Annotated in this window: 21 protein-coding genes; 2 read left to right on the top strand and 19 right to left on the bottom strand. The window is 69.9% G+C overall.

All coding sequences use genetic code 11. The features are described from left to right. Nucleotides 1-126: 126 nt before the first annotated feature. From AC0693_RS36315 to AC0693_RS36230, 18 genes are all read right to left on the bottom strand, one after another. Complete coding sequence (locus tag AC0693_RS36315) at nt 127-1,263, bottom strand: ISL3 family transposase (protein ID WP_478804250.1); 1,137 nt, start codon at nt 1,261-1,263, stop codon at nt 127-129. A gap of 418 nt (nt 1,264-1,681) precedes the next feature. Beyond that, nucleotides 1,682-2,224 carry an NUDIX domain-containing protein gene (locus tag AC0693_RS36310; RefSeq protein ID WP_478804249.1) on the bottom strand — a complete coding sequence of 181 codons (543 nt, stop codon included), beginning with the start codon at nt 2,222-2,224 and terminating at the stop codon, nt 1,682-1,684. A gap of 995 nt (nt 2,225-3,219) precedes the next feature. Continuing rightward, nucleotides 3,220-4,812, bottom strand: coding sequence for an MFS transporter (locus AC0693_RS36305; RefSeq protein WP_478804248.1), 1,593 nt, complete (start codon nt 4,810-4,812; stop codon nt 3,220-3,222). 60 nt (nt 4,813-4,872) lie between these two features. After that, nucleotides 4,873-5,346 carry a MarR family winged helix-turn-helix transcriptional regulator gene (locus AC0693_RS36300; RefSeq protein ID WP_478804247.1) on the bottom strand — a complete coding sequence of 158 codons (474 nt, stop codon included), beginning with the start codon at nt 5,344-5,346 and terminating at the stop codon, nt 4,873-4,875. A gap of 100 nt (nt 5,347-5,446) precedes the next feature. Beyond that, entirely contained in the window at nt 5,447-5,659 is a 213-nt protein-coding gene (locus AC0693_RS36295) for a hypothetical protein (protein ID WP_478804246.1), read from the bottom strand. A gap of 367 nt (nt 5,660-6,026) precedes the next feature. Further along, nucleotides 6,027-6,893, bottom strand: coding sequence for a fumarylacetoacetate hydrolase family protein (locus tag AC0693_RS36290; RefSeq protein ID WP_478741878.1), 867 nt, complete (start codon nt 6,891-6,893; stop codon nt 6,027-6,029). 34 nt (nt 6,894-6,927) lie between these two features. Beyond that, nucleotides 6,928-7,965 (bottom strand): cupin domain-containing protein, encoded by a 1,038-nt coding sequence (locus AC0693_RS36285; RefSeq protein WP_478804245.1) that lies wholly within the window; start codon nt 7,963-7,965, stop codon nt 6,928-6,930. Nucleotides 7,966-7,988: 23 nt separating this feature from the next. Further along, nucleotides 7,989-9,203 (bottom strand): FAD-dependent monooxygenase, encoded by a 1,215-nt coding sequence (locus AC0693_RS36280; protein WP_478804244.1) that lies wholly within the window; start codon nt 9,201-9,203, stop codon nt 7,989-7,991. A 125-nt stretch (nt 9,204-9,328) separates the two neighbouring features. Continuing rightward, nucleotides 9,329-9,964 (bottom strand): CoA transferase subunit B, encoded by a 636-nt coding sequence (locus AC0693_RS36275; RefSeq protein ID WP_478804243.1) that lies wholly within the window; start codon nt 9,962-9,964, stop codon nt 9,329-9,331. Beyond that, nucleotides 9,964-10,719, bottom strand: a complete 756-nt coding sequence (locus AC0693_RS36270) for a CoA transferase subunit A (RefSeq protein WP_478804242.1) — start codon at nt 10,717-10,719, stop codon at nt 9,964-9,966. The genes AC0693_RS36275 and AC0693_RS36270 overlap by 1 nt, the downstream gene beginning before the upstream one ends. A 14-nt stretch (nt 10,720-10,733) precedes the next feature. Then, on the bottom strand, nt 10,734-11,432 hold the full coding sequence (locus AC0693_RS36265) for an SDR family NAD(P)-dependent oxidoreductase (RefSeq protein ID WP_478804241.1): 699 nt from the start codon (nt 11,430-11,432) through the stop codon (nt 10,734-10,736). Then, nucleotides 11,432-12,187, bottom strand: a complete 756-nt coding sequence (locus AC0693_RS36260; RefSeq protein ID WP_478804240.1) for an SDR family NAD(P)-dependent oxidoreductase — start codon at nt 12,185-12,187, stop codon at nt 11,432-11,434. Before AC0693_RS36260 ends, AC0693_RS36265 begins: the two co-directional genes overlap by 1 nt. Beyond that, the gene (locus AC0693_RS36255; RefSeq protein ID WP_478804239.1) at nt 12,184-13,155 is read right to left on the bottom strand and encodes a fumarylacetoacetate hydrolase family protein; all 972 of its coding nucleotides are present in this window, start codon (nt 13,153-13,155) and stop codon (nt 12,184-12,186) included. Before AC0693_RS36255 ends, AC0693_RS36260 begins: the two co-directional genes overlap by 4 nt. A gap of 134 nt (nt 13,156-13,289) precedes the next feature. Beyond that, nucleotides 13,290-14,228, bottom strand: a complete 939-nt coding sequence (locus AC0693_RS36250) for a VOC family protein (RefSeq protein ID WP_469338635.1) — start codon at nt 14,226-14,228, stop codon at nt 13,290-13,292. Nucleotides 14,229-14,241: 13 nt separating this feature from the next. Beyond that, a complete protein-coding gene (locus AC0693_RS36245; protein WP_478804253.1) occupies nt 14,242-15,246 on the bottom strand; it encodes an amidohydrolase family protein in 1,005 nt (334 codons plus the stop codon). Between the two features lie 23 nt (nt 15,247-15,269). Next, on the bottom strand, nt 15,270-16,400 hold the full coding sequence (locus tag AC0693_RS36240) for an FAD-dependent oxidoreductase (protein ID WP_478804238.1): 1,131 nt from the start codon (nt 16,398-16,400) through the stop codon (nt 15,270-15,272). A gap of 34 nt (nt 16,401-16,434) precedes the next feature. Then, the gene (locus tag AC0693_RS36235; RefSeq protein WP_478804237.1) at nt 16,435-17,397 is read right to left on the bottom strand and encodes a cyclase family protein; all 963 of its coding nucleotides are present in this window, start codon (nt 17,395-17,397) and stop codon (nt 16,435-16,437) included. Further along, nucleotides 17,397-18,392, bottom strand: a complete 996-nt coding sequence (locus AC0693_RS36230; protein ID WP_478804236.1) for a fumarylacetoacetate hydrolase family protein — start codon at nt 18,390-18,392, stop codon at nt 17,397-17,399. The genes AC0693_RS36235 and AC0693_RS36230 overlap by 1 nt, the downstream gene beginning before the upstream one ends. 127 nt (nt 18,393-18,519) lie before the next feature. On the opposite strand from AC0693_RS36230, the gene AC0693_RS36225 reads away from it, so the two are divergent. Next, nucleotides 18,520-19,437 (top strand): LysR family transcriptional regulator, encoded by a 918-nt coding sequence (locus AC0693_RS36225; RefSeq protein WP_469318596.1) that lies wholly within the window; start codon nt 18,520-18,522, stop codon nt 19,435-19,437. A 307-nt stretch (nt 19,438-19,744) separates the two neighbouring features. On the opposite strand, the gene AC0693_RS36220 is transcribed toward AC0693_RS36225, so the two are convergent. Further along, nucleotides 19,745-20,788, bottom strand: a complete 1,044-nt coding sequence (locus tag AC0693_RS36220; RefSeq protein WP_478804235.1) for a LacI family DNA-binding transcriptional regulator — start codon at nt 20,786-20,788, stop codon at nt 19,745-19,747. Between the two features lie 256 nt (nt 20,789-21,044). Between AC0693_RS36220 and AC0693_RS36215 the strand changes: the two genes are divergently transcribed. Further along, nucleotides 21,045-22,361, top strand: coding sequence for an ABC transporter substrate-binding protein (locus AC0693_RS36215; RefSeq protein WP_469338644.1), 1,317 nt, complete (start codon nt 21,045-21,047; stop codon nt 22,359-22,361). Nucleotides 22,362-22,392: the final 31 nt, after the last annotated feature.

Below are 22,392 nucleotides of genomic sequence, written 5' to 3'. Positions count from 1 at the left end.
GGATCAGGATCATCTTGCGGAGCAGTTCGAATCCGGCTCGGCCGCAAAGCTGCCGCTTGATCTTCTTGATGCGGTTGACGGCGCCCTCGATGCTGCTGGCGCTCCAGTCGAGAGTGAGCCCGGCTGTCACGGCGTCCAGGTCTCGGAGCAGATGGTGTGCGAAGCCGGTGAGGCCGGGTAGCTGGCTGGCGTCGAGGCCTCGATCCAGGTGGGGAATGTGGAGCCGAGGCGGTCGGTGAGTATCTCGCCGAAGTCGCGGACGTGTCCGGCTGCCGCGCCCAGTTCGGGGCAGCGGGTCAAAACGTCTTTCCGACCGGCGCGGTCCTCCTCGGTCAGGGCGGTGGGGTGGCGGGTGAGCCAGCCGGTCACCTGCCGCACCGTCGGCGGCCGGGGCGGCTCCTCGGACGGAGCCCCGCGCAACGTGGCGATATGCGCGCGGACCATGCCGTAGGGGACAGGAGCGTGCTCGGCAACCAGCTCGCTGTGCAGTCGGCTGGCACTGGTGCAGCCTGCGGCGAATCGCCGCTCCAGGTAGGGCTTGTAGGGGTCCAGTCTGCTGGGTCGGTGCCGTTTCTTGCGGATGGCAAGGAGGTTGTGGACCAGGGCATGTGCTGCCTTCTTCCGCTCGGCCCGCCGGCCGACGGGCTCCGAGTCGTCCTGCGGCTGGCCGGAAGCCGGTCGGGTGGCCTCCGGCATCATGCTGCTGTACAACAGGTTGCGCAGGCAGTCGCGGTGGGCGGCGACGCAGGTCTCCACGGCCCGGCCGAGGCCCTGCCACAGATGGAACCGGTCGGCGACCTGCAGAGCGTCGGGGGCACCGCGCCGGGCGCCCTCGGCGTAGGCGCCCGCCCGGTCCCGGCATATGATCTCCACGCCGGGGTGGCGGATCAGCCACGCGGCCAGTGGCCCGGCTTCACGGGTCGGGAGCACATCGACCACGCGATGGTCTTCGACGTTGGTCAAGACCGTGGAGTACGTCTGGCCGCGACGGATCGCGAAGTCGTCCACGCCCAGCACACGCGGCGTGCTGAACTGCGGATCGGCGGATGCCATGACCCTGCGTAACAAGGTCATCCGTCCCGCACCGAAGCCCAGCTGGGCGGCCAGCCGGGCGTCGGCCTGCCCGGCCAGCGCGAGCCCCACTCGCTCCAGGGCGTGGTTGAGCCGCGTGGTGAACCGTGCATGCGGGGCGGCCAGCCGGGAGAACGGCTCGGCGAATGTCCGGCGTGGGCAGTCCGCCGCTCCGCGGCCAGCGCCTGCCATACGAAGGGGTACGGACACCGTGCGAGTCGATGCAGTACGGCGCTGTCGCTCTGGGCATGAGCCAGTTCGAGGTAGTCAGCAGGCGTGTGCACGGACACGGCCCCCCAGAATCGTCGGGGCGATCATCCTGCCATCAGGGCCCAGTCGCCCGCGCGCGGGGCACTGCCGCAACCGGTCGAAGATCGCTTACGGGGCAGCCCTTAGCTGGGGGAATACGGGCCTCTGACGACGGCGACGGCGCCGATCAACCGCAACCAGTTCGGCGGTCCGTACGGCCAGGCCACCGCGGTATGGGCGACCGGCACGGGAGAAGGGCGGTCACCCCGGCCTGCGGGTGACCGCCGTCCTCGCGTGGTGACGCGGATGCTGCTGGTGGCCCGTCTCGCGTGGCCATCTCCCGCCGGCGGCTGGCCGCGCGTCAGACCCAGCTGTAGTTGTCGTCGGTGACCGCGTCCAGGGCGGCGTTGGTGACGGCGGCACGGGGGCTGTGCAGGGCGGCGAGGGCGGGTCCGATCGGGGGGAAGATGGGTAGGTCGGCGGTCTTGCGGTAGTCGATCCACTCGATGACGCCGACCTCGTGGCTGCCGTCGGGGAGTTCGTCCAGCTCCTGCTCGGCGAGGCTGGCCCGGCATTGCGCGGTGATGTGGAGGCGGTAGATCAGGTGCATCTTGCGCGGCGGCGGGGTGGGGCCCGGCCGGGTGACCCGCTGGTCGACGACCCACAGCAGATCGCCGCCGTCAGCCTGATCGATGTCCAGGTCCAGCTCCTCCGCCAGTTCCCGGCGCAGGGCGTCGTGGAGGTCTTCACCGTCTTCGACGTTGCCGCCGGGCGGGGTGTAGTGCGTGGAGTGGGCGCGGTCGCGGCGGATGAGGGCGACGTCGTTGCCGCAGAACACCAGCGCCCCGGTCCGGATCTTGATCCGTGAGAACGGGGCCGCCAGCTTCTCGGGAGTCTCTGTCATGGCGGCCAGTATCGGGGCCGGGGCCGGTGCCCGGGCGGGTTTTGGTGCCCGTTCACCCGCCCGCCCAGCAGGGTCAGTGCGCGGACAGTCCGGGAAGGGCGAAGGCTGTCGCCCGGCGGCACACCGGGCATGATGGCGGCGAACGAGTTGGGGCCCCCAACTGCTCGCCGCGCAGGCAGCACTCCATGCGGACGCCGCCGGCGCCGCTCTCCGCGGGTGGCTTCGTACGGGAAAGACCCTCGATGCATCGCCATGGCCGAGGTCCTGGTGCCGCTGCTGCGGCGGGTCCTGCCCCGAGGACGCGGGCGGCTACGGCGGCTCGTACCAGGTGAGCCGGGTGACGAAGCAGCCATTGGGCTCGACGGGGTGGAACTGATCCGGGCCGCGATGCGCAAGGCGGCCCAGCAGGTGAAGGCGCTCGGTATTCCACCCGTAGGGCACTACGACGGTGCCTGCCCAAGCAGGCCGATAACCAGGCCGACTGAGCCGCCCCCAGGTCCCGGCCGGCACGTCGGCCGGGACCTGGGCCCTCAGCCCTCCTCGCCCCCCGTCCTCGGCGGCATCGGCGGCATCGGGGTCCCGGAAGGGGCGCAGGCCCCGGCCAGGTCCGCTGGTGAGCGGGAAACTTCAGGGCCGTCAAACCCCCCTGTACGAAGCAGGCTTAAGGCCCGGCAAGCGGTGAGTTCGCCGCACGGACCCCGCGGGATTCGACGAACCCGTCGGATTCGGTTCGGGGCGATCGCGCACGTCGTCTGCACGTCGTGCAGAGCCAGTGTCCGCAGCCGAAGGAGCGCGGCGACCTCTGCGGGGTCGCGGTCCAGTAACGCAGCGCCCCGGTGATGTCGAGGTGCGCGGCTTCGGGCGCGAGCGCCTGGACGCGCGGGGTGACGCCAGGCCGCCCTGCGTCTGCATGGATACGGACGGCGATGGAGGGTACGAAGGGATCAGCCCGGCCGGGCGCGAGCCCAGCCGGGCCGTCCGGCCCCGTCGCCCACCTAGTGACGGGCGCCCCGCAGGTTGCGCCGTACGCCGACTGCGGCGAGGGCGGCGCCGATGACGCACAGGATGCCGGTGACGAGCGCGGCGGTGTGCACTCCGTTGATGAATGCCTGGCCGCTGCCCTCGATTACCGCGGCCTTCAGCTGCGCCGGCATGTCACCGGAGACCGGTGAAATGCCCATGGAGACTGCGTCCTTGGCCTCGTGCAAGCCCTCGGCCATGGGCATTGGCACCCCGGCGGAGGTGAGTTCGGAGGTCAGGGTCGAGTTGACCCGGCTGCTGATGAGGGACACGAGTACGGAGGTTCCGAGCGCGCCGCCGATCTGGAGTGCGGTGGCCTGGAGTCCGCCCGCGACGCCGGCGTCCTTGACCGGGGAGTTGCCCACGATGGCGTCGGAGGAGGCGGCCATCACCATGCCCACGCCGAGGCCCAGGGCGATGAAGGGCGGCCACATGGCGACGTACGGCGAGTCCACGCCCCATGCGAGTACGCCGAAGGCGGCGCCGCCTTGCAGCACCATTCCGAGCGGCATGGACAGCCCGGCGCCGTACTTCTCGGTGAGCTTCGCGCCCAGCGGCGAGGCGATCACGGATGCCAGGCTCAGCGGCAGGGTGCGCACGCCCGCTTCGACGGGGGTGAAGCCGCGTACGTTCTGCAGGTACAGCATGACGAAGAAGATCACGCCGAGCAGGACGAAGAAGTTGATCGCGGTGATGATCGTGCCGATGGTCAGCGCGCGGTTGCGGAACAGCCGCATGGGCAGCAACGGGTGCTCCACCCGCGTTTCGTACCAGCCGAAGACCAGGAGGATCGCGAGGCCGGAGGCGAGTGCGCCCAGCGTCGGGCCGGAACTCCAGCCCCACGTCTCGCCCTTGACCACACCGAACACGACGACGAGCAGTCCGAGCGCGAGCAGGATCACACCGGGGACGTCGAAGCGCTGGTCGCCGGAGGCGGTGGCGTTTTTGCTCTGCGGCAGCACGAGTGCGCTGAAGACGAGCGCGACGACGCCGATCGGGGCGTTGATGTAGAAGACGGACTCCCAGTTGACGTGCTCGACGAGGAGCCCGCCGACGATGGGGCCGAGCGCGGTGGACACCGACGACACCATCGCCCAGATGCCCACGGCCATGCCGAACTTCTTCGGCGGGAACACCGCGCGCAGCAGCCCGAGCGTGTTGGGCATCAGCAGAGCGCCGAAGAAGCCCTGTACGGCCCGGAAGGCGATGACGCCCTCGATCGAACCGGCCAGCCCGATGGCGACCGACGCGAGCGTGAAACCGACGACGCCGATCAGATAGAAGGTGCGCCGGCCGAAGCGGTCACCGAGCTTCCCGCCGAGTATCAGGGCTGCGGCCAGGGCCAGCAGGTAGGAGTTGGTGACCCATTGCAGGTCGGCGGTGGAGGCGTTCAGGTCCCGGCCGATCTCCGGGTTGGCGATCGCGACGACGGAGCCGTCCAGGCCGACCATGAACAGGCCGAAGGCGACGGCGACGAGCGTCAGCCAGGGATTGGCGCGGCGGCCCACCGGAGCGGCGGGCCGGATGTGTGCGGGCGGGGGAGAGCTGTCCACGGCAGTGGAGGACATGGAGATGCCTTGCTTCCTCGTACAGATGGAGGTCGACGGGACGCGGGTACGCGAGCGCCGTCAGTGGGCGGCGGGGTGAATGTGCCGCGCCAAGCCATGGAGCGCGCCGAGCACGGACCCGATGGCGTCGAGAGCCCCGTCCGTGAGGGTGTGCAGCGCCTCGATGAGGTACCCGTCCACGAGGCTCCCGACCTCGTCGAGCCGCTGCCGGGCCTCGGCTGTCAGGTGCAGATGCGCGACCCGCTTGTCCGCGGGGTCCTGCCTGCGCTCCAGCAGTCCCTGGCCCGCCAGCTGGGTGACCAGGGCGCTCACGTTGTTCGGCTTCATCAGCAGGACGTCGGCGGCCTCGCTCACCGTGACACCGTCACGCTCGCCGACGAGCCGCAAGAGCGCGAGCTGGCTCTCGGGCGGCTTGGGGTGCGGAAAGTCGTGGGCGAGGCGCCGGTCGAGTGCCCGGTTCAGCGCGGGCAGGACGGCCGACATCGCTGACGCGATCTGCCGGATGTCCTGCTCGGACGCGCTGGGGGTGGCCATACAGGCAATATAAGTATGACGAGATACCTATGTCAACATACCCATTGGCTCGTCATGTCGGGTGGATTGCCGTCCCGGCCGCTACGCAACGTGCTGACTTCTAGGCCTGACGGGTGGACGTCTCGTCGTCGAGGACGGCGATTCTGCGGAGTACGAGGACGGCCGAGGTTCGCTCGTTCGCGGGCAGGCTGTTGAGGAGTTGCTCGTTGCTGCGTTCCGCGGGGCCGATCAACGAGTCGAGCAGTTCGACGCCCTCGTCGGTGAGGGGCAGGAGGGTTCGTCTGCGGTCCGTCTCGTCGCGCTCCTGGCTCACCTACTGCCGGTCGGTGAGGCGCCGGAGCATGTGGTTGACCGTGGAGCGGTCGAGCGAGGTGAGTCGCGAGAGGGTTCGCTGATCGATGCCGGGATGCCGGGATCCCGGCTGAGGGCGTTGAGGACGGTGAACTGCTGGGAGGTGATCTCCCGGGAGACGTGCTGGGACCAGAGGGCGGTGTGCACCTGCTTAGCGCGCCGGATCAGGTGTCCGATGTAGTCGTCCAGTTCCAGTGCGCGCGCCACGGTGGTCCGTCTTTCTCGTGTGCTCGTGTGCTCTCGTACAGGTGGTGCCGGCCGGCGGGACTCCGGTGTGCGGTCGAGTCTATGAGCGCCGCGCCGGCACCACCTTGCGTGTGCCCAGTCGGTCAGTGGTCCCTACGGCCGGGACGTTCCTCGTACGGGGTGGCACGGGAACCGTCGACGCCGACCTCCAGGCGGCCGACCCGCTCGATCTCCACGACCACGCGGTCCCCGTGGCTCAGCGGGCCGACTCCCGCGGGGGTGCCCGTGGCGATCACGTCGCCGGGGTGGAGGGTCATGACGGAGGAGGTGTAAGCGATCAGGTCGCGGATGCCATAGATCAGGTGGGCCGTGTTGGTCCGCTGCCGGGTGGCGCCGCCCACGTCGCAGCGGAGGCCGAGGGAGTCCGGGTCCGGGATCTCGTCCGCGGTCACGATCCAGGGGCCGATGGGGGTGAAGGTGTCGAACGACTTGCGGGTGGAGCGGTCTTCGCCGGAGCGGACGGTGATGTCCAGCAGACACGTGTAGCCGAAGACGTGGTCCAGGGCCTCTTCAGGGCTGACGTGCGCGGCGGTACGGCCGATGACGATGCCGAGTTCGCCTTCCTGGTCCGTGCGCTTGTCGGAGTAGGGCAGGAGGATGTCCTGGCCCGGTCCGATGACCGATGAATTGGCCTTCAGGAAGACTCCGAGGTCGGCGATCGAGGTGAAGTACTCCATTTCCGCTTTGTGGTCCAGGTAGTTGACCGGTGCCCCGATGATCTTTCCGGGGCGGGGGAGCGGGGCTTCCAGGACGGCCTCGGCGAGCGGGACCCGCGTACGGCCGGCGACGTCCAGGTCAACCGAGCCGAGCCGGTCGGCGGTCTCGATGTGGTGGTGGAGTGCTCCGGCCGCGCCGAAGGTTCCGGAGCCGGCGAGCAGTTCGGTCACGTCGACGAGGTCGTCCCCGTCGAGGAGCCCGATACGTCCTTTGTTGAACAGGGCCAGGCGCACCGTGGCCTCCTTGGTGAAGTGTCGGATGGGCGGATCAGGCGCCGGGGTCGGCATCTTCCGTGCGGTAGAGACCCAGGGAGCGCATGACGGGTTCATCGCTGTAGGAGAACAGCACGGCGTCGTTCGAGGGCGAGCTGTTGAGGTGCCGGTAGGACGTCCACCCGGGTACGGCGAAGGTGTCGTGCTCGGACCACTCCAGCCGCTTTCCGTCCACGATCGTGGCGCCTTCACCGCGTACGACGCTGAAGATGGTGGAGGCGGTGTGCCGGCGCCCGACGCCCCGGAAGCCCGGGCGCAGACGCTGGATGCGGCAGCCGATCGTGGGCATGACCGGACCGCCGGTCCACGGGTTGGTGTATTCGAGGACGATGCCGTCGACCTCGCTGCCTTCGGCGGTGTCGGCGACGGCGTCCAGGGCCCGTTGGGTCTCTGTCCAGGTGTAGCGGGTGACGGGGGAGTGGGGTCCGTCGGGGGTGAGCCAGGCGGGGGTCAGCCGGCCGTGCAGGAACTGCTTGCTACCCACGTCGTCGGGCCGGGTGACGGGCTGGAGCCGCTGGGGGTACTTCTCGTAGAAGCCGGCTTCCAGGGCGTTGACGAGCGGGTAGTCGAGCGCGTCGAGCCAGATCATCGGCGCGTCGCCCTCATGGGTGTGGTCGTGCCAGTGCCACCCGGGGGTGAGCAGCAGGTCGCCCGGGGACATGAAGACGCGCTCGCCGTTGACCGTGGTCCACGCGCCGCTGCCCTCCAGGATGAAGCGGAACGCGTTGGACGTGTGCCGGTGCGCCTGGGCGGTCTCTCCGGGCAGGATGATCTGCAGTCCGGCATAGAGGGTGTTGACGGTGGCCGGGGGATCGCTCAGGCCGGGGTTCACGAGCATGAGCACGCGCCGTTCGGCCTCCTCCAGGGAGAGGGTCCGGGAGAAGTGCAGCAGGTGGGGCCGCAGTTCCTGCCAGCTCCAGCGGTGGGCAACGGCACGGCTCTTCGGCTCGGCGGGGAACAAATTGCCGTAGAAGCGCCACAGTGGTGCGGCTCCCGAATCCTCCAGCGCCTTGTAGACGAGTTCGTCGTTCATGGTGTCCTCCTGCGGTGGCGTGATCACGGGGCGGGAACGGAGGCAGGGGCCGGCGTCCACACCCAGGACATGTCGTCGAAGTCCTCGGACGAACGGGACGAGAAGAGGGCGTTGCGGAGGGTGGCCCCCATTCCCTCCAGGTGGCAGATCTCGCCGAAGCGCCGGGCGTTCGTCTGGACGAGCGCCGCCCGCCGACGGCGCTGCCCGGCGTACGCGGCGAACGCGTCGGCCGGGTCGGTGAACCCGCCGAGCGCTTGCCCGAGGGCAACGGCGTCCTCAAGTGCCTGGCAGGCGCCTTGAGCCAGGTACTGGAGCATGGGGTGGGCGGCGTCGCCGAGCAGCACGATGCGGCCGTGCACCCAGTCTTCGATGGGCAGTCGGTCGTACAGGGGCCAGCGGCGGTCCCGTGCCACCAGCGGCAGCGCGTCGCGGACCGGCTGACAGGCTCCGGCGAACCGTTCTTCGAGCTCGGCTTCGGTGCCCCAGGCATCCGAGTCCGGCGTGTAGTGGTCGCTCTCGAACACGGCGACCTGGTTGTACAGCTCGCCACGCCGGACGGGGTACTGCACCAGGTGCATACGGGGCCCCGCCCAGACCATCACCGCTTCCGACGCGGCGTACTGCGACATCCTGCCCGTCATGCTCTCGACGGGCAGGGCCCCGCGGTACGCCACATAGCGCGAGCAGACCGGTTCGCCGTCGCCGACCAGGGCCTGGCGCAGGCGCGAGTGCAGGCCGTCGGCGGCTACGACCGCGTCGGCGGTGAGTTTCGCCCCGGTGTCGGCGAAGTGCAGGTGGACTCCTGCGCCGTCCTGCTCGGCGTGGGTGACGGTGTGACCGGTGCGGAGCGTGATGGCGGGATGGTCCCGGCAGGCGTCCAGGAGCGCGGTGTGCAGGTCGGTGCGATGTGTGACCAGGTAAGGGTGTGTGAAGCGTTCGGTGTACGCCGTGCTGCGCAGGTCGAGGGAGGTCACCTCGTCACCGGTCAGAGCATCCATCATCACCAGTCGCGGTGGGGCGACGGCGTTGCGCTGGACTGCATGGAGGACTCCCAGCTGTTCCAGAGCAGCAGACGCGTTGGGCGCGAGCTGCAAGCCGGCGCCGATCTCGCCGAACCGGGCGGACCGTTCGAGCACCGTGACGTGATGGCCGGCGCGGGCGGTCGCCAGCGCGGCGGCCAGTCCGCCGATGCCGCCGCCGACGACGGCGATGCGGAGCGGGGTGGGGAGTGCGGACATGAGGCCTCCTTGGGGATCGGAGCAGAGTGCAAGAGAGGGGAGGCGGAAACCGTCACGCCGGATACGTCGTACGCACATCATTGGTGTACGGACTATTGCGGCGTGAGTTCATCTCGGCGTCACGGCTAACGCTCCGTGCGGACCGGCGCGTCGGTCCGGGCGATGATCTCGGCGATGGTGACGCCTGGAGCCGTCTCCAGGAGAGCCAGGCCGTCCTCGGTGACGTCGAGGACGCCGAGGTCGGTGATGATGCGGTGAACGCACCGCTCGCCGGTGAGGGGCAGGGAGCAGTCTTCGACGATCTTGGGGCTGCCGTCCTTGGCGGTGTGTTCCATGAGGGCGATGACGCGGCCGGCGCCGTGGACGAGGTCCATGGCGCCCCCCATGCCCTTGACCATCTTGCCGGGGATCATCCAGTTCGCGAGGTCCCCGTGCTGCGACACCTGCATCGCGCCCAGGACCGCCGTGTCGATGTGGCCGCCGCGGATCATGCCGAAGGACAGGGCGGAGTCGAAGAACGAGGCGCCGGGCAGCACGGTGACGGTCTCCTTTCCGGCGTTGATCAGGTCGGGGTCGACCTCGTCCGCGACGGGGTAGGGGCCCGTGCCGAGGATGCCGTTCTCGGAGTGGAGGACCACGTGGACGCCGGGTGGGAGCAGCCCTGGGATGAGGGTGGGCAGACCGATGCCGAGGTTGACGTAGGAGCCGTCGACGAGTTCGGCGGCGGCCCGGGCGGCCATCTGGTTGCGGGTCCAGGACATCAGGGACGCACCGTCCTCTTCTCGATGGGCTTGTCCGCCGCCTGCGCCGGGGTGAGTTCCACGATCCTGCGGACGTAGATGCCGGGGACGTGCACCGCGTCAGGGCTCAGATCGCCCGGTTCGACGAGCTCTTCGACCTCGGCGATCGTGACGCGGCCGGCCATGGCGGCAAGGGGGTTGAAGTTGGCCGCGGATTTACGGAAGACGAGGTTCCCGTGCCGGTCCCCCCGCCAGGCCCGTACAAGGGCGTAGTCGGTGGTGATGCCGTGCTCCAGCACGTGCCGGCGCCCGGCGAACTCCCGGGTCTCCTTGGCAGGTGATGCGACGGCGACCGAGCCGTCGGGAGCGTAGCGCCAGGGCAGTCCGCCGGAGGCGACCTGGGTACCCACGCCGGCCGGGGTGTAGAAGGCGGGGATGCCGGCGCCGCCGGCGCGCAGGCGTTCGGCGAGCGTTCCCTGCGGGACGAGTTCCACTTCCAGCTCGCCGGCGAGGTACTGCCGGGCGAATTCCTTGTTCTCGCCGACGTAGGAGCCGGTGACGCGGGCGATGCGTCCGACCGACAGCAGGACTCCGAGCCCGCGCCCGTCGACCCCGCAGTTGTTGGAGACGATCCGCAGGCCGTCCGCGCCCTGGTGGAGAAGGGCGCGGATCAGGACCTCGGGTACACCGCTGAGACCGAAACCGCCCACGGCCAGTGAGGCGCCCGGCCGGATGTCGGCCACCGCCTCGGCGGCACTGCCCATGACTTTGTCCATCGTGTGTGCTCCTTTCATGAGGCGACACCGGGCAGGAGGAAGGACCAGGCGCCGTCCACGACGATGTTGGCTCCGGTGATGTCGGCGGCCTCCTCGGAAACGAGGAACACCGCCGCGCTGGCGACGTCCTCGGGCCGACCGGGGCTGACGCAGTTGACACGGACTCCGTACGGAGCGCCTTCCGCCGCGAGTTGCTGCGTCAGCGCCACGAGCGAGCCCCTGGACGCCGAGTGAGCGGCGCGTGGAGAGGGGAAAGGGGTGGTGATGTCGGCGGTCGGGCCGACCGCCAGTACGCAGCCGCGGCTGCGTACCAAGTGCGGCCACGTGGCTCGGACCGTGGGCCACATCGAGTCCAGCTGCGCGCGCATCGTGAAGGCGACGTTGTCGTACGGCTGGCAGCCGACTGCGCCGAAACGGACGGTGCCGAAGCGGACGGTGCCCGCGGTCGCGTAGACGATGTCGATGCCGCCGAACGCCCCCACGGCTTCTTCGACCCAGGAACGTACGGATCCTTCGTCGGTGACGTCCAGCGGCCCGGAGGCGAGCGCCGTGCCTCCCGCTCGGGCGATCAGTCGCTGGGTTTCGAGGGCGTCCTCGTGGATCGGGTCGCCCGCGACGACGAGCGCACCCTCGGCTGCGAATCTCAGGGCGGCCGCCCTGCCGTGGCCGTGAGCCGTACCGGATATCAGGGCGACCTTGCCTTCCAGGCGCATCACGTCCCACCCTCCGGGCGCAAGGCGTCCGAGACGGACTTGACGCCGCCGTGAGCGGTGAGACCGCCGTCGACCGGGATCTCGGCGCCGCTGATGAACGACGAGTCGTCCGAGAGCAGGAAGACGACCAATGGCGCTATCTCGCCGACGGTGCCGGTGCGTCCCAGCGGGGTTTCGCGGATGTTGGCCTCGCGGAAGGCCGGGGCCGCGGACGCGGTCATCTCGGTTTCGATGTATCCGGGGTGGATCGTGTTGACGCGAATGCCGCGCGGGCCGAGTTCGAGGGCGGCGGTCTTCGACAGACCGCGCAGCGCCCATTTGCTGGTCGTGTAGGCCACCGGGTAATGCGCGGTGACGGCCGCCGACGAGCCGACGTTGACGATGGAGGACCCGGGAGGCATGAGCGGCGCGAGGTGCTGGATGCCGAGGAGCGGCCCGGTGACGTTGACCGCGTGGACGCGGGCCATGTCCTCGGCGCGTACCTCACCGAGGCGGGCGCGCCAGGTGAGGCCGGCGTTGTTGACCAGGCCGTGCACCTGGCCGTAGGTCTCGCGCAGCTCGGCGGCCAAGCCCGCCCAGTCCTCTTCGCTGCTGACGTCGAGGTGTCGGCAACCGCTGCCGGTGACCACGTCGGTGGCGATGACGTGGGCGCCCTCGCGGGTCAGCGCTTCCGCCTCGGCCGCACCCTGGCCGCGAGCGGCGCCCGTGACCACCACGACCTTGCCCCGCAGCCTCTGGGGTGCCGGGGTGCTCACGGCCGCTCCCGATCGCGCCTGCGGCCCGCAGGCAGGGGTACGGGCTCGGTCCCGGGAACGACGGTGTTGGTGAGCGAACCGATTCCCTCGACCGTGAGGGTGACGGTGTCGCCGGGCACCAGCGGGGGCGGGGTCTGCTCGCCGCGCAGGCCCCAGAGTTCGGCGAGGCAGCCGCCGTTGCCGCAGGTGCCCGAGCCGAGGACGTCGCCGGGGCGCACGACCGTCCCGCGCGAGGCGTAGGCGGTCATCTCCTCGAAGGTCCAGCTCATGTTGGACAGCAGGTCCTCGCCGACGGTCACGCCGTTGATCTCGGCTCTCAGCGCCAGGCGCAGGAAGCCCTCGGCGTCCCGGTGCTGATCCAGCTCGTCGGCGGTGACCAGGTAGGGGCCCAGGGTGGTGGCGGTGTCCTTGCCCTTGCACGGGCCGAGGCCGATCTTCATCTCGGCGGACTGGAGGTCGCGGGCGGACCAGTCGTTGAAGACGGTGTAGCCGACGATGTGCTCGCGGGCCTGCTCAGGTGTGAGGTCGCGGCCCTCGCGGCCGATGACGGCGGCCACTTCGAGTTCGAAGTCGAGCACGGCCGCGCCGGGCGGCACGGGTATCCCGTCGAGCGGCCCGTAGATCGCGTGCGGGTTGGTGAAGTAGAAGGTCGGGGCGGCGTACCACTGCTCAGGCACGCCGACCCTCCCCTCCACAGAACGCCGGACCCCCTCGACGTGCTCCTCGAAGGTGACGAAGTCCCGTACGGCCGTGGGCTGCACGGGAGGCAGCAGCCGCACCTCGGAGACGTGCGGGCCGGGCGGTACGTCGCGGGCGGCCGCGCCGGCGTCGAGGAGCCCGGGGAGACCGCTGGTCTGCTCCAGCAGCGTGGTGAGCGAGGAGACGCCGGGCAGGGGGAAGAGCGTGCCGTCCGCTTCCACGACGCCGACGCGCCGGTGATGGTGGTGCTCGTAGGAGGCGAAGCGCATGTGCGGCTCCCGGTAGGAGTGGTCGGCCAGGGGAACGGCTGAGTCGGCGGTGGGGTCCGGGGACGCGGAACTGTGCGTCAGGGCAGCCGACAGGGCCGCCGCGTCCCCGGAGTCGGGGGGAAAGGGGGGGAGGATCAGACCGGAGGGGCGACGAAGACACCGCGGTCGGGGTCGTTGAACGACTCCTTGGCGACGATCTCGTTCATGGCGTTGGCGGTGCCCCACTGGTCGGTGACGTCCGGGTCGGAGAAGTCGTAGACGTGCGGATGCCAGCTGTCCTCGTCGAGCAGCTCCAGCTCCGTCGTGTACTCGACGGTGTTGCCGTGCGGGTCGAGGAAGTAGGTGAAGGTGTTGTCGCCGGCCATGTGGCGGCCGGGGCCCCAGATCTTGCGGTGGCCCGCCCTGATCACTCGGCCGGAGCCGCGCATGTACTCGTCGATGCCCCGCATCTCGAAGGAGATGTGGTGCAGGGAGGTGTGCGGGCCCTTGGCCAGCGCCATGGAATGGTGCTGGTTGCTGATCCGCATGAAGTGCATGACCTCGCCCATGTGGGGCGAGCTGAGGGTGTCGGAGAGACGGAAGCCGAGGTGGCGCTCGTACCACGCGCGGGTGCGATCGAGGTCGGGGGAGTTCAGGACGACGTGGGAGAGCTTGACCGGGATGGCCTCCTTCTCCTCGATCTTGCGGTGCTGTCGCACCGCGACGTCGGCGGAGACCTCGATGGTGCGCCCGTCGACGTCGAAGAAGCGGAAGCCGTAGCCGCCGCCGGGCGTGTCCACGGTCCCGGGCCGCGAGATCAGCTGGACGCCACCGGCCAGGAGCTGCTCGGCGAGGGTGTCCACGTCGGCGGGTGCGGCGGCGCCGTAGGAGACGAGGTCGAGCCGCTTCTCCTCGGCCTTGCGCAGCCGCACCACGTACTGCTCCGGGGAGCCCTCGGCGGCCAGGAAGGAGACGCCGGAATCCTCGGCGACCTTGGTCAGGCCCCAGACGCCGGCGTAGAAGTCGAGCTGCTTTTCGTAGTCCGGCACGGCCAGGTCGACGTGCCGCAGGTGGGTGAGCAGACGTGCGTTCATGGTGGGTACCTCCTCAGACGAGGGCGAGGTTCAGCAGGGTGGCCGCGTTGCCGCCGCGGACGGCGTCGAATGCGGTCTCGGGCAGGCGCGCGGCCCTGAGGGCGGCGACCGGGTCTTCGGTGCCCATGTCGAAGGGGAAGTCGGATCCGAGCAGGACCCGTTCAGACCCGACGACCCGGACCAACTCCCGCAGGACGTCGGGGTCATGGACCAACGAGTCGAAGTAGAGCCGCTTGAGGTAGCTGCTGGGCGGGTGCAGGCAGCCGGAGCTCGCGTCGGAGCGGGTCGACCAGGCGTGGTCGGAGCGTCCGATGTGGGTGGGCAGGTAGCCGCCGCCGTGGGCCGCGATCAGCTTCAGGCCGGGGTGGCGGTCCAGCACGCCGGAGAAGATAAGGTGGGAGAGTGCGACGGCGTTCTCGGTGGGCTGGCCGACGGTGTTGGACAGGTACCACCGGTCCAGGCGCTCGTCGAGCGTGCAGCCGAAGGGGTGCAGGAAGACGATCGCGCCCGTCTCCGCGGCCCGTGCCCAGAAGGGCTCGTACGCCGTGTCGGACAGTTCACGGCCCGGGGCATGGCTGGAGATTTCCACCCCGGCCAGTCCCTGTTCCAAGGCGTGATCGAGGGCCCGCGCCGCCTGTTCCGGGTGCTGGAGGGGGACGAGCCCGAGTCCGCGCAGCCGGTCGGGTGCGGCCGCGCAGTGGGTGGCGGTCGCCTCGTTGGCGAGCCGGTACACCTTCTCGGCCGTGTCCTCGTCCGCCCAGTAGTGGTAGTGGGAGGGGGACGGGCTGACCAGCTGTACGTCGACGCCCTGCGCGTCCATGGCGGCGAGGCGTACGGCGGGGTCGGTCAGCCGGGGGATGCGGTCGCGGACCATGGCCCCGCTGACCGCGAGCGCAGCGGGGCCGTTGCGCCGGGCATCGAGGGCCCTTGCCTCCGCCAGTCCCGGCAGGCCGGCCACGAGGGCTTCGACCTCCGGCAGCAGCACATGGGCGTGCACGTCGATCGTGGGCGCGGTCAGCGGCTCCGGCCTGGGCACGCGGCTCACGGCAGCTCCCGCAGCATCGTCATGGTGCGGCCCATCAGGCCGGGGACGTCCGCGTCGCGGACCCCGTCGAGCTGCCACTGCCCGATCTGTACGGACGCCTCCACGACGGGGCGGACGCGGGCGATCCGCCGCTCGTAGAACGCCTGGAGCAGAGCGTCGTCCCAGTCGTCGGCGCCGGCCAGCATCTGCGCGAGCACCCACGCGTCTTCGAGGGACAGCGCGGCGCCCTGCGCGAGGGTGGGCGGGCAGCAGTGGGCGGCGTCACCGATGAGGACGACCCGGCCGCGGTGCCAGGAGCCCTCGACCAGCATCTGGTCGAACCAGGTGTAGTTGACCTTCGCCGGGTCCGTGATGCTCTCGGCGATCTGCGGCCAGAAGCCGCCGTACGCGGAGGCCAGCCGGCGCATCTCGTCGGCGTACGACTCCGGTGGGATGGATGCCCGGTCCCGGTTGGCCTCGACGACGTACGCGTACAGGGTCGTGTCGCCGGTGGGGCAGTAGCCGGAGATGTAGGCCGGTCCGCCGTAGGCGAGATCGGTGCGGGTCACCTCGGCGGGGCGGGGCGCGGCGATGCGCCAGATGGCCATGCCGGTGGGCTCGGGCTTGGCGGTGACGCCGATGGCCGCTCGGGTGGCGGAACCGAGGCCGTCGGCCGCGATCACCAAATCGTAGCGCCCCTCCGTACCATCGGTGAAACGGACGGAGACGCCCTCCGCGTCCTGGTCGAGGATCTCGGCCCGGGTGCCGAGGCGGACCCGGGCTCCGCTCGCGAGGACGGCATCGATCAGGATCTGCTGGAGCTCGGGCCGCTGCATGCCGAGCGTGGCGGGCAGATCGTCACCACCCGTGCGCAGATCACGGTGGACGTGCAGGACGCTTCCGTCGGGCGCGGTGATGCCGACGGAACCGAAGCCGAAGCCGGACGTCCTCACCTGGTCCCAGACACCCAGTTCGCGCAGTACGCGCAGGGCGTTGCCCTGAAGGGTGATGCCGGATCCGGCGGTGGCGTTCCAGTCGGCCTTGGCCTCGACCAGGTCCACCGAGATGCCGGCGCGGCGCAGCAGGATCGTCACGGCGTTGCCGGCCGCGCCGCCGCCGACGACGAGGACCGTGCGGGTTTCGGTCATGGGAACTCCCTTGTTCCTCGGGTGAGTTGTCGGACTACTTGACGGCTATCGGATTGATCGGGGACCCGACCGCACCGGTGATCGGCAGAGGAGCGGCGGTGAGCCAGAACTCGTACACGCCGTCGGCCGCGCAGTCCTCGGCCAGGGAATCGAGGTCCCACATCTCGCCGATCAGCAGGCCGATGTGCGGGATGGCCACCTGGTGCAGGGGCTGGAAGGCGTGCTCGAACTCGTTGGGGCGCACCTCGAAGCCCCAGGTGTCCGTGGCGATCGCGGCGATCTCGCTGCCCTGGAGCCAGCCGGCACTGGTGAAGGACAGGCCGGGGGCCGGTCCGCCCGCGTACTCGCCCCAGCCGTCGCGGCGTACCCGGGCGAGCTGCCCGGTGCGCACCAGGACCAGGTCCCCCCGCCCCACGGCCACACTCTGGGCTTCCGCGGTGGCCGTCAGGTGCTCCTCGGTGATAGCGAACCCGTCGGGCAGTTCGCCGTCGTGGCCGACGGCGCGGCCCACGTCCAGCAGCACCCCTCGCCCGGCGATCTGGTGCGCCATGTGCTCGATGCCGGTGACCAGATCGCCCTCGGAGGTGACGACCTTCTGGGCGGGGCGGCCGTTCCACGCCTTGCCGTGGTCGAAGATGTGGCCGAGGCCGTCCCACTGGGTCGAGCACTGCAGCGGCATGGCGATCACGTCGTCGGCGCCGCCGATGCCGTGCGGGAGGCCCTGGTTGCCGAGGGCCGCGTCCGTTCCGGTGTCCAACATGGTGTGCACCGGATTGGTGCGCCGACGCCAGCCCTTCTGCGGGCCGTTGATGTCGAAGCGCTGGGAGAGCGAGAAGCTCACACCGCGCCGGACGAGTGCGGCGCCCTCGCGGCGCTTGGCCTCGTCGAGGAAGTTCAACGTGCCGAGTACGTCGTCCTCGCCCCAACGGCCCCAGTTGGAGCACGCCTTGGCGGTGCGGGCGATCGAACCCTCGGGGTCGCGGCGGTCCAGGCTCATCACGCCTCCGCGATGCAGCGGGTGCGCTGTGCACCGAGGCCCGTGATGGCGCTGTCCATGACGTCGCCGTCGCGCAGCAGCCGGCCCCAGTGCATGCCGTTGCCCGCCGGGGAGCCGGTGAGAACCAGGTCGCCGGGGAGGAGGCGGGCGGTCTGCGAGACGTAGGAGACCACACGGGCCACGCTGAAGATCATGTCCTTCGTGGACTCGTCCTGCATGGTGTCGCCGTTGAGCTTCAGCGTCAGGCGCAGGTCACCGGTGTCTGCGATGGACTCGGCGGGCACGATCCAAGGCCCGAGAGGGGTGAAGCCCGGTGCGTTCTTGCTGCGCAGCCAGTCGGTGCCGATCTGCGGCATGTCCCGGCGGAAGACGGTCGCCCGGTCGGTCAGATCGTTGGCGATCGTGTAGCCGGCGACGCATTCCATCGCCTCCTCCACGGAGACCCGGTAGGCGGGACGGCCGATCACCGCCGCCAGTTCCAGCTCCCAGTCGGGCTTCTCGGCCCAGGCGGGGAGGGTGACGTCGTCGTACGGGCCGGTGATGGAGCTCGGCAGGCCGATGAAGACGTAGGGAAGGTCCTCCGCTGCCCGGCGGTCCATGATCTCCGCAGCCTCCGCGCGCCGCTCCTCCTCGGAGCGGTCGTCATCTGCGGCCCGGTGTGCCACATGCAGGTCGATCACGTGCTGCCGGTAGTTGGCGCCCGACTGGAACACCTGTCGGGGCTCGACCGGCGCGTGCACCCGGTGTTCCGAAAGGGGCCTGCGGTCGGTGCGGTCCTCTTCGGCGAGGGCCCGAAGCCTCGGCAGGATCGCCTCCCAGTTTTCGAGCAGACCCACGGCGGTCACCTGCGCATCGTCCAGGGCGATGCGCAGGTCGAGCACCTGAGCGTCCGGGGTGACCAGGGCGGGGAACGCGGGCCCCTCCGGGGGCGAAAGCGTCGCGAGGGCGAAAGGTCCGGCAAAGAGCGCGGACGGGGATCCAGGTTTCACGGACATGTCCTCCTGATGGCGATGGGACTAATCTGGACCTGCCGCCTTGATCAGGGAAATCGATTGTTCGGATGGTTGTCATCTGCTTGATGGATACCTCATGGTCGGTGCCCGAACAGCAAGGGGAAATGCCGTGAATCTGGCCCGTCTGGACCTCAACCTCGTGGTGGCTCTGCGCGCACTGCTGGAGGAGCGCAACGTCACGCGGGCCGGGCAGCGCGTCGGGCTCAGTCAGCCGGCCATGAGCGCCGCCCTCGGGCGATTGCGCCGGCATTTCAACGACGACCTGCTCGCCCGTGTCGGTGGCCACTACGAACTCACCGCCCTCGGGCAGGTGCTCCTCGACCGCACCTCCACCGCGTACGACGTACTGGAACGGCTCTTCTCCAGTCAGGCGAGCTTCGACCCCGCCAAGGAGAGCCGGGAGTTCAGCCTCGTGGCGTCCGACTACGCCGTCGCCGTGTTCGGGGCCGAGTTCGCCCGCGTCGTACACGAGGAGGCCCCCGGCGTCCGGCTGCGCTTCACCCAGACGCCGATCACCGTCGTCGACGACACGGCCAGCCTGCTCAGTGCCACCGACGGCGTGCTGATGCCGCACGGGGTCATCAGCGAATTCCCGGCAACCGACCTCTACGACGACCGCTGGGTCTTCATCGTCTCGGACGATCACCCGAGCGTCGAAGAGCACCTCACCCGCCAGGACCTGGCCCGCCTTCCATGGGTCGCCTACCGGCGGACGTACGACGCTCCCGCGGTGCGGCAACTGGGCATGCTCGGCATCGAGCCGCGCGTCGAGGTCTCAGTCGACAGCTTCCAGCTCCTCCCGCTCCTGGTGGCGGGCACCCGTAGGATCGCCCTGGTCCAGGCCCGTCTGGCGGAGCGTCTCGCGCCGTTCACGGGAGTGCGTGTCATGGAGCCGCCCTACGAGGCGGTGCCGCTGCGCCAGGCGCTCTGGTGGCATCCCGTGCACACCCACGACGCCGCCCACATCTGGCTGCGCGAGACGGCCGCGCGGGTGGGCCGACGGATGGGCGACGCACCTGGGGCATGAGGCGCGGGGGTGCGGAACGCGCTGACCAGCCGGGGCCTGCTCGGGGACGCCTATCCATGCAGCGGATGATCGGCATCACCAATATGAATCACGCAGGGGGTGGGCAAACCATCCCGGACCGCCCATAGTCGTCGTACACGTCGAGCGCACGCGCCGATGTCACCCCGCCGACCGGGCGCCAGGGCCAACCTCGCCCTCCCGCTTCCGCGGCCTTGCGTTCCGGACTCCACCCATGCCCCCACACCCCGCCCGGCGCGTCGCGCTGCCCTCCCCGCCGACGGAACGGCGAGGAGGTGTCGGCGGTGGCCTAACGGGCTTGCGGTGCCGTGGTGCTGCCGCGCACCACCAGTCGCGGTGTCATGGTGGTCTGCATGGCGCGGTCGCGGCGGCCCTCCACGCGGTCGATGAGCATGCGTGCCGCGGTGGACCCCATGGTGTGTCCCGCCTGGTCGACGCTGGTGAGCTGTACGGGAGCCAGGGCGGCGAGGGCGGTGTTGTTGTAGCCGACCAGCGACAGGTCCTGAGGAATGCGCAGGCCGAGTTCGTGGGCGGCCCGGTAGATGCCGAGCGCCGCGACGTCTGCACCCGCCATGATGGCGGTCGGCCGGGGTTCCGCCGTCAGCAGGGCCATGCCCGCCTCGAAGCCGCCCTCGTCGGAGTAGGCGGCATGCTGAACACGGGTGTGTGCCCCCAGGCCGTGGTGATCCATGGCCGCGAGGTATCCGCTGGTCAGTACGGCTTCCGGGGTCCGCCGCCACGCGCCGGCCTTCGTCCCGGACGCGGAGACCAACGCGATGTCGCGGTGGCCCAGATCGGTCAGATGGTCCACGACCAGGCCCGCTCCGATGCCGTCGGCGTCCACCACCGAGTCGTGCGCGTCCGCGGTGTCGTGGTGCCCGATGACGACGGTCGGTGTCGTCGCGGCCATGGCCAGGACCTCGGCTCGCGGGCAGCCCGGGGCAATGAGGACGAGGCCGTCCATCTGGCGGTCCACCATGGCGCGAACCGTCCGGGTCTGGGCCTCGGCGCCGAACCCCGCCGCGCCGACCATCACGGTGTACGCGCTCTCCTGCAGCTCGTCGTGGATTCCGTCGAGGATGTCGGCGAAGAACGCGTTGCGGATGTTGTCCAGCAGGACTCCGACGGTGTACGTGCGGCCTCGCATGCCGCGTGCCGCGGCGTGCGGCCGGTAGTCCAGCTCGGCCATGGCCGCCTGGACCTTCTCCCGCATCGCGGGACTCGAGCCGTACGCGTTGCGCAGCACCTTCGAAACCGCGGCAGTCGACACCCCGGCCCGCCGCGCGACATCGGTGATCGTCACCCGCTTCTTGGGCTGTCCAGTCGGGTCCATGAGTCACCACTCCGCTCTCGCCGCACGGTGTAACGGTCTACATCGCTAACGGCACAGTACGTCAACGCCAAGCGGTCATTTCGCAGGAGTTACAGATCCGTGTCTTGACTGTTCGTGAGGAGGGAGCGCAATGTTTGAGCCACCCGAGTGGAGAACGTTCTACACACTTCCTCGCTGAGGGTCCGCCCGTCACCACTGCCGACGGCCCATCTCCTCACCCACCCGCCTTTTCCGTACCGATGACAGGGAGACCTCTGTGTCCAACAACCCGCGCCGTGCACGCCGAGCGCGCCGGACAGCTTTCACGGCCGGCACCGCCTCGGTCGCCCTGCTCGTCACCGCCTGCGGAGGCTCCGGCGGCAGCGCCGCGTCCGCGCCCAAGGACTTCAGCTACCTGAGCGCCACGGAGAACACCACCGTCAAGAACGTGCTGACCACGCTCTCCAAGGAAGCGTGCGCGGCGGAGAACAAGGCCCGCCCGCTCAAGGTGGAGAACGTGCCGCAGAGCGGCCTCGACCAGAAGCTGCAGCTGCTCGCGGGACAGGACGCGCTCCCGGTCCAGTTCGCCGCGGGCAACTCGCCCGCTCTCACCAACCAGCTGGACAAGTCCGGCAAGATCGCGGACCTGGAAGGAGAGCTGTCGCTTCTGGGCGTGTACGACCAGCTCCAGCCGGCGGCCGTCTCCACTATCAAGGCGCTGTACGACGGCAAGGTCAACGTGCTGCCGTACGAGTACAACATCGAGGGGATCTTCTACAACAAGAAGATCTTCCAGGACCGTGGCGTCGCAGTGCCCACCACCTGGGACGCGCTGACCGCGAGCGCCGAGAAGATGAAGGCCGCCGGTGTGCAGCCGTTCTCCGCGGCAGGCAAGGAAGGGTGGCCGCTGACCCGTGTGCTGAGCGGATACCTCTACCGCAGCCTCGGCCCGGACGCGCTCCAGGACATCCGGAGCGGAAAGGCCAAGCTCACCGACCCCGCGTACGTCAAGGCGGCCCAGGAGGTCGCCGACCTCGGCAAGAAGGGCTACTTCGGCGAGGGCGTCGGCTCCATCAGCTACGACGTGGCCATGAACCAGTTCCTCTCGGGCAAGGCCGCCATGTTCTACATGGGCAGCTGGGCGCTGGCCAACATCGCCGACCCGAAGGTCAACACGGTCGGCGTCGAGAACATCGGCTTCATGCCGTTCCCCACGGTCGCCGGCGGCAAGGGGTCTGCCGACCAGTACCCGTCCAACGTGGGCCTCGGCATCACCCTGGGCGCGAAGTCCTTCGACGACAAGACGGGCGACTGGGTGGCCTGCATCGCCAAGAACTACGGCAGCACCGCCCTGAAGGACGCGGGGACGATCTCGGGCTTCAAGACGAACACACCCGTTCAGGACGCCAACGCGGTCACCGCGCAGATCCGCAAGACCATCGGCGACTCGAAGCAGAACGTGCTCTGGTTCGAGGCGCTGTTCGGGACCAAGGCCACGACGGTGAGCACCTCCAACGCGGCGTCCCTGGTCAACGGAAGCATGAGCCCGCAGCAGTTCATGCAGACCGTCCAGGACTCCCTGAACAGCCAGTAAGCCAGTAAGCCAGGCGGCGAGCGGCCCCGAC

The organism is Streptomyces sp. NPDC043876, from assembly GCF_056435825.1.
This window is presented reverse-complemented; position numbering and strand designations above follow the sequence as displayed.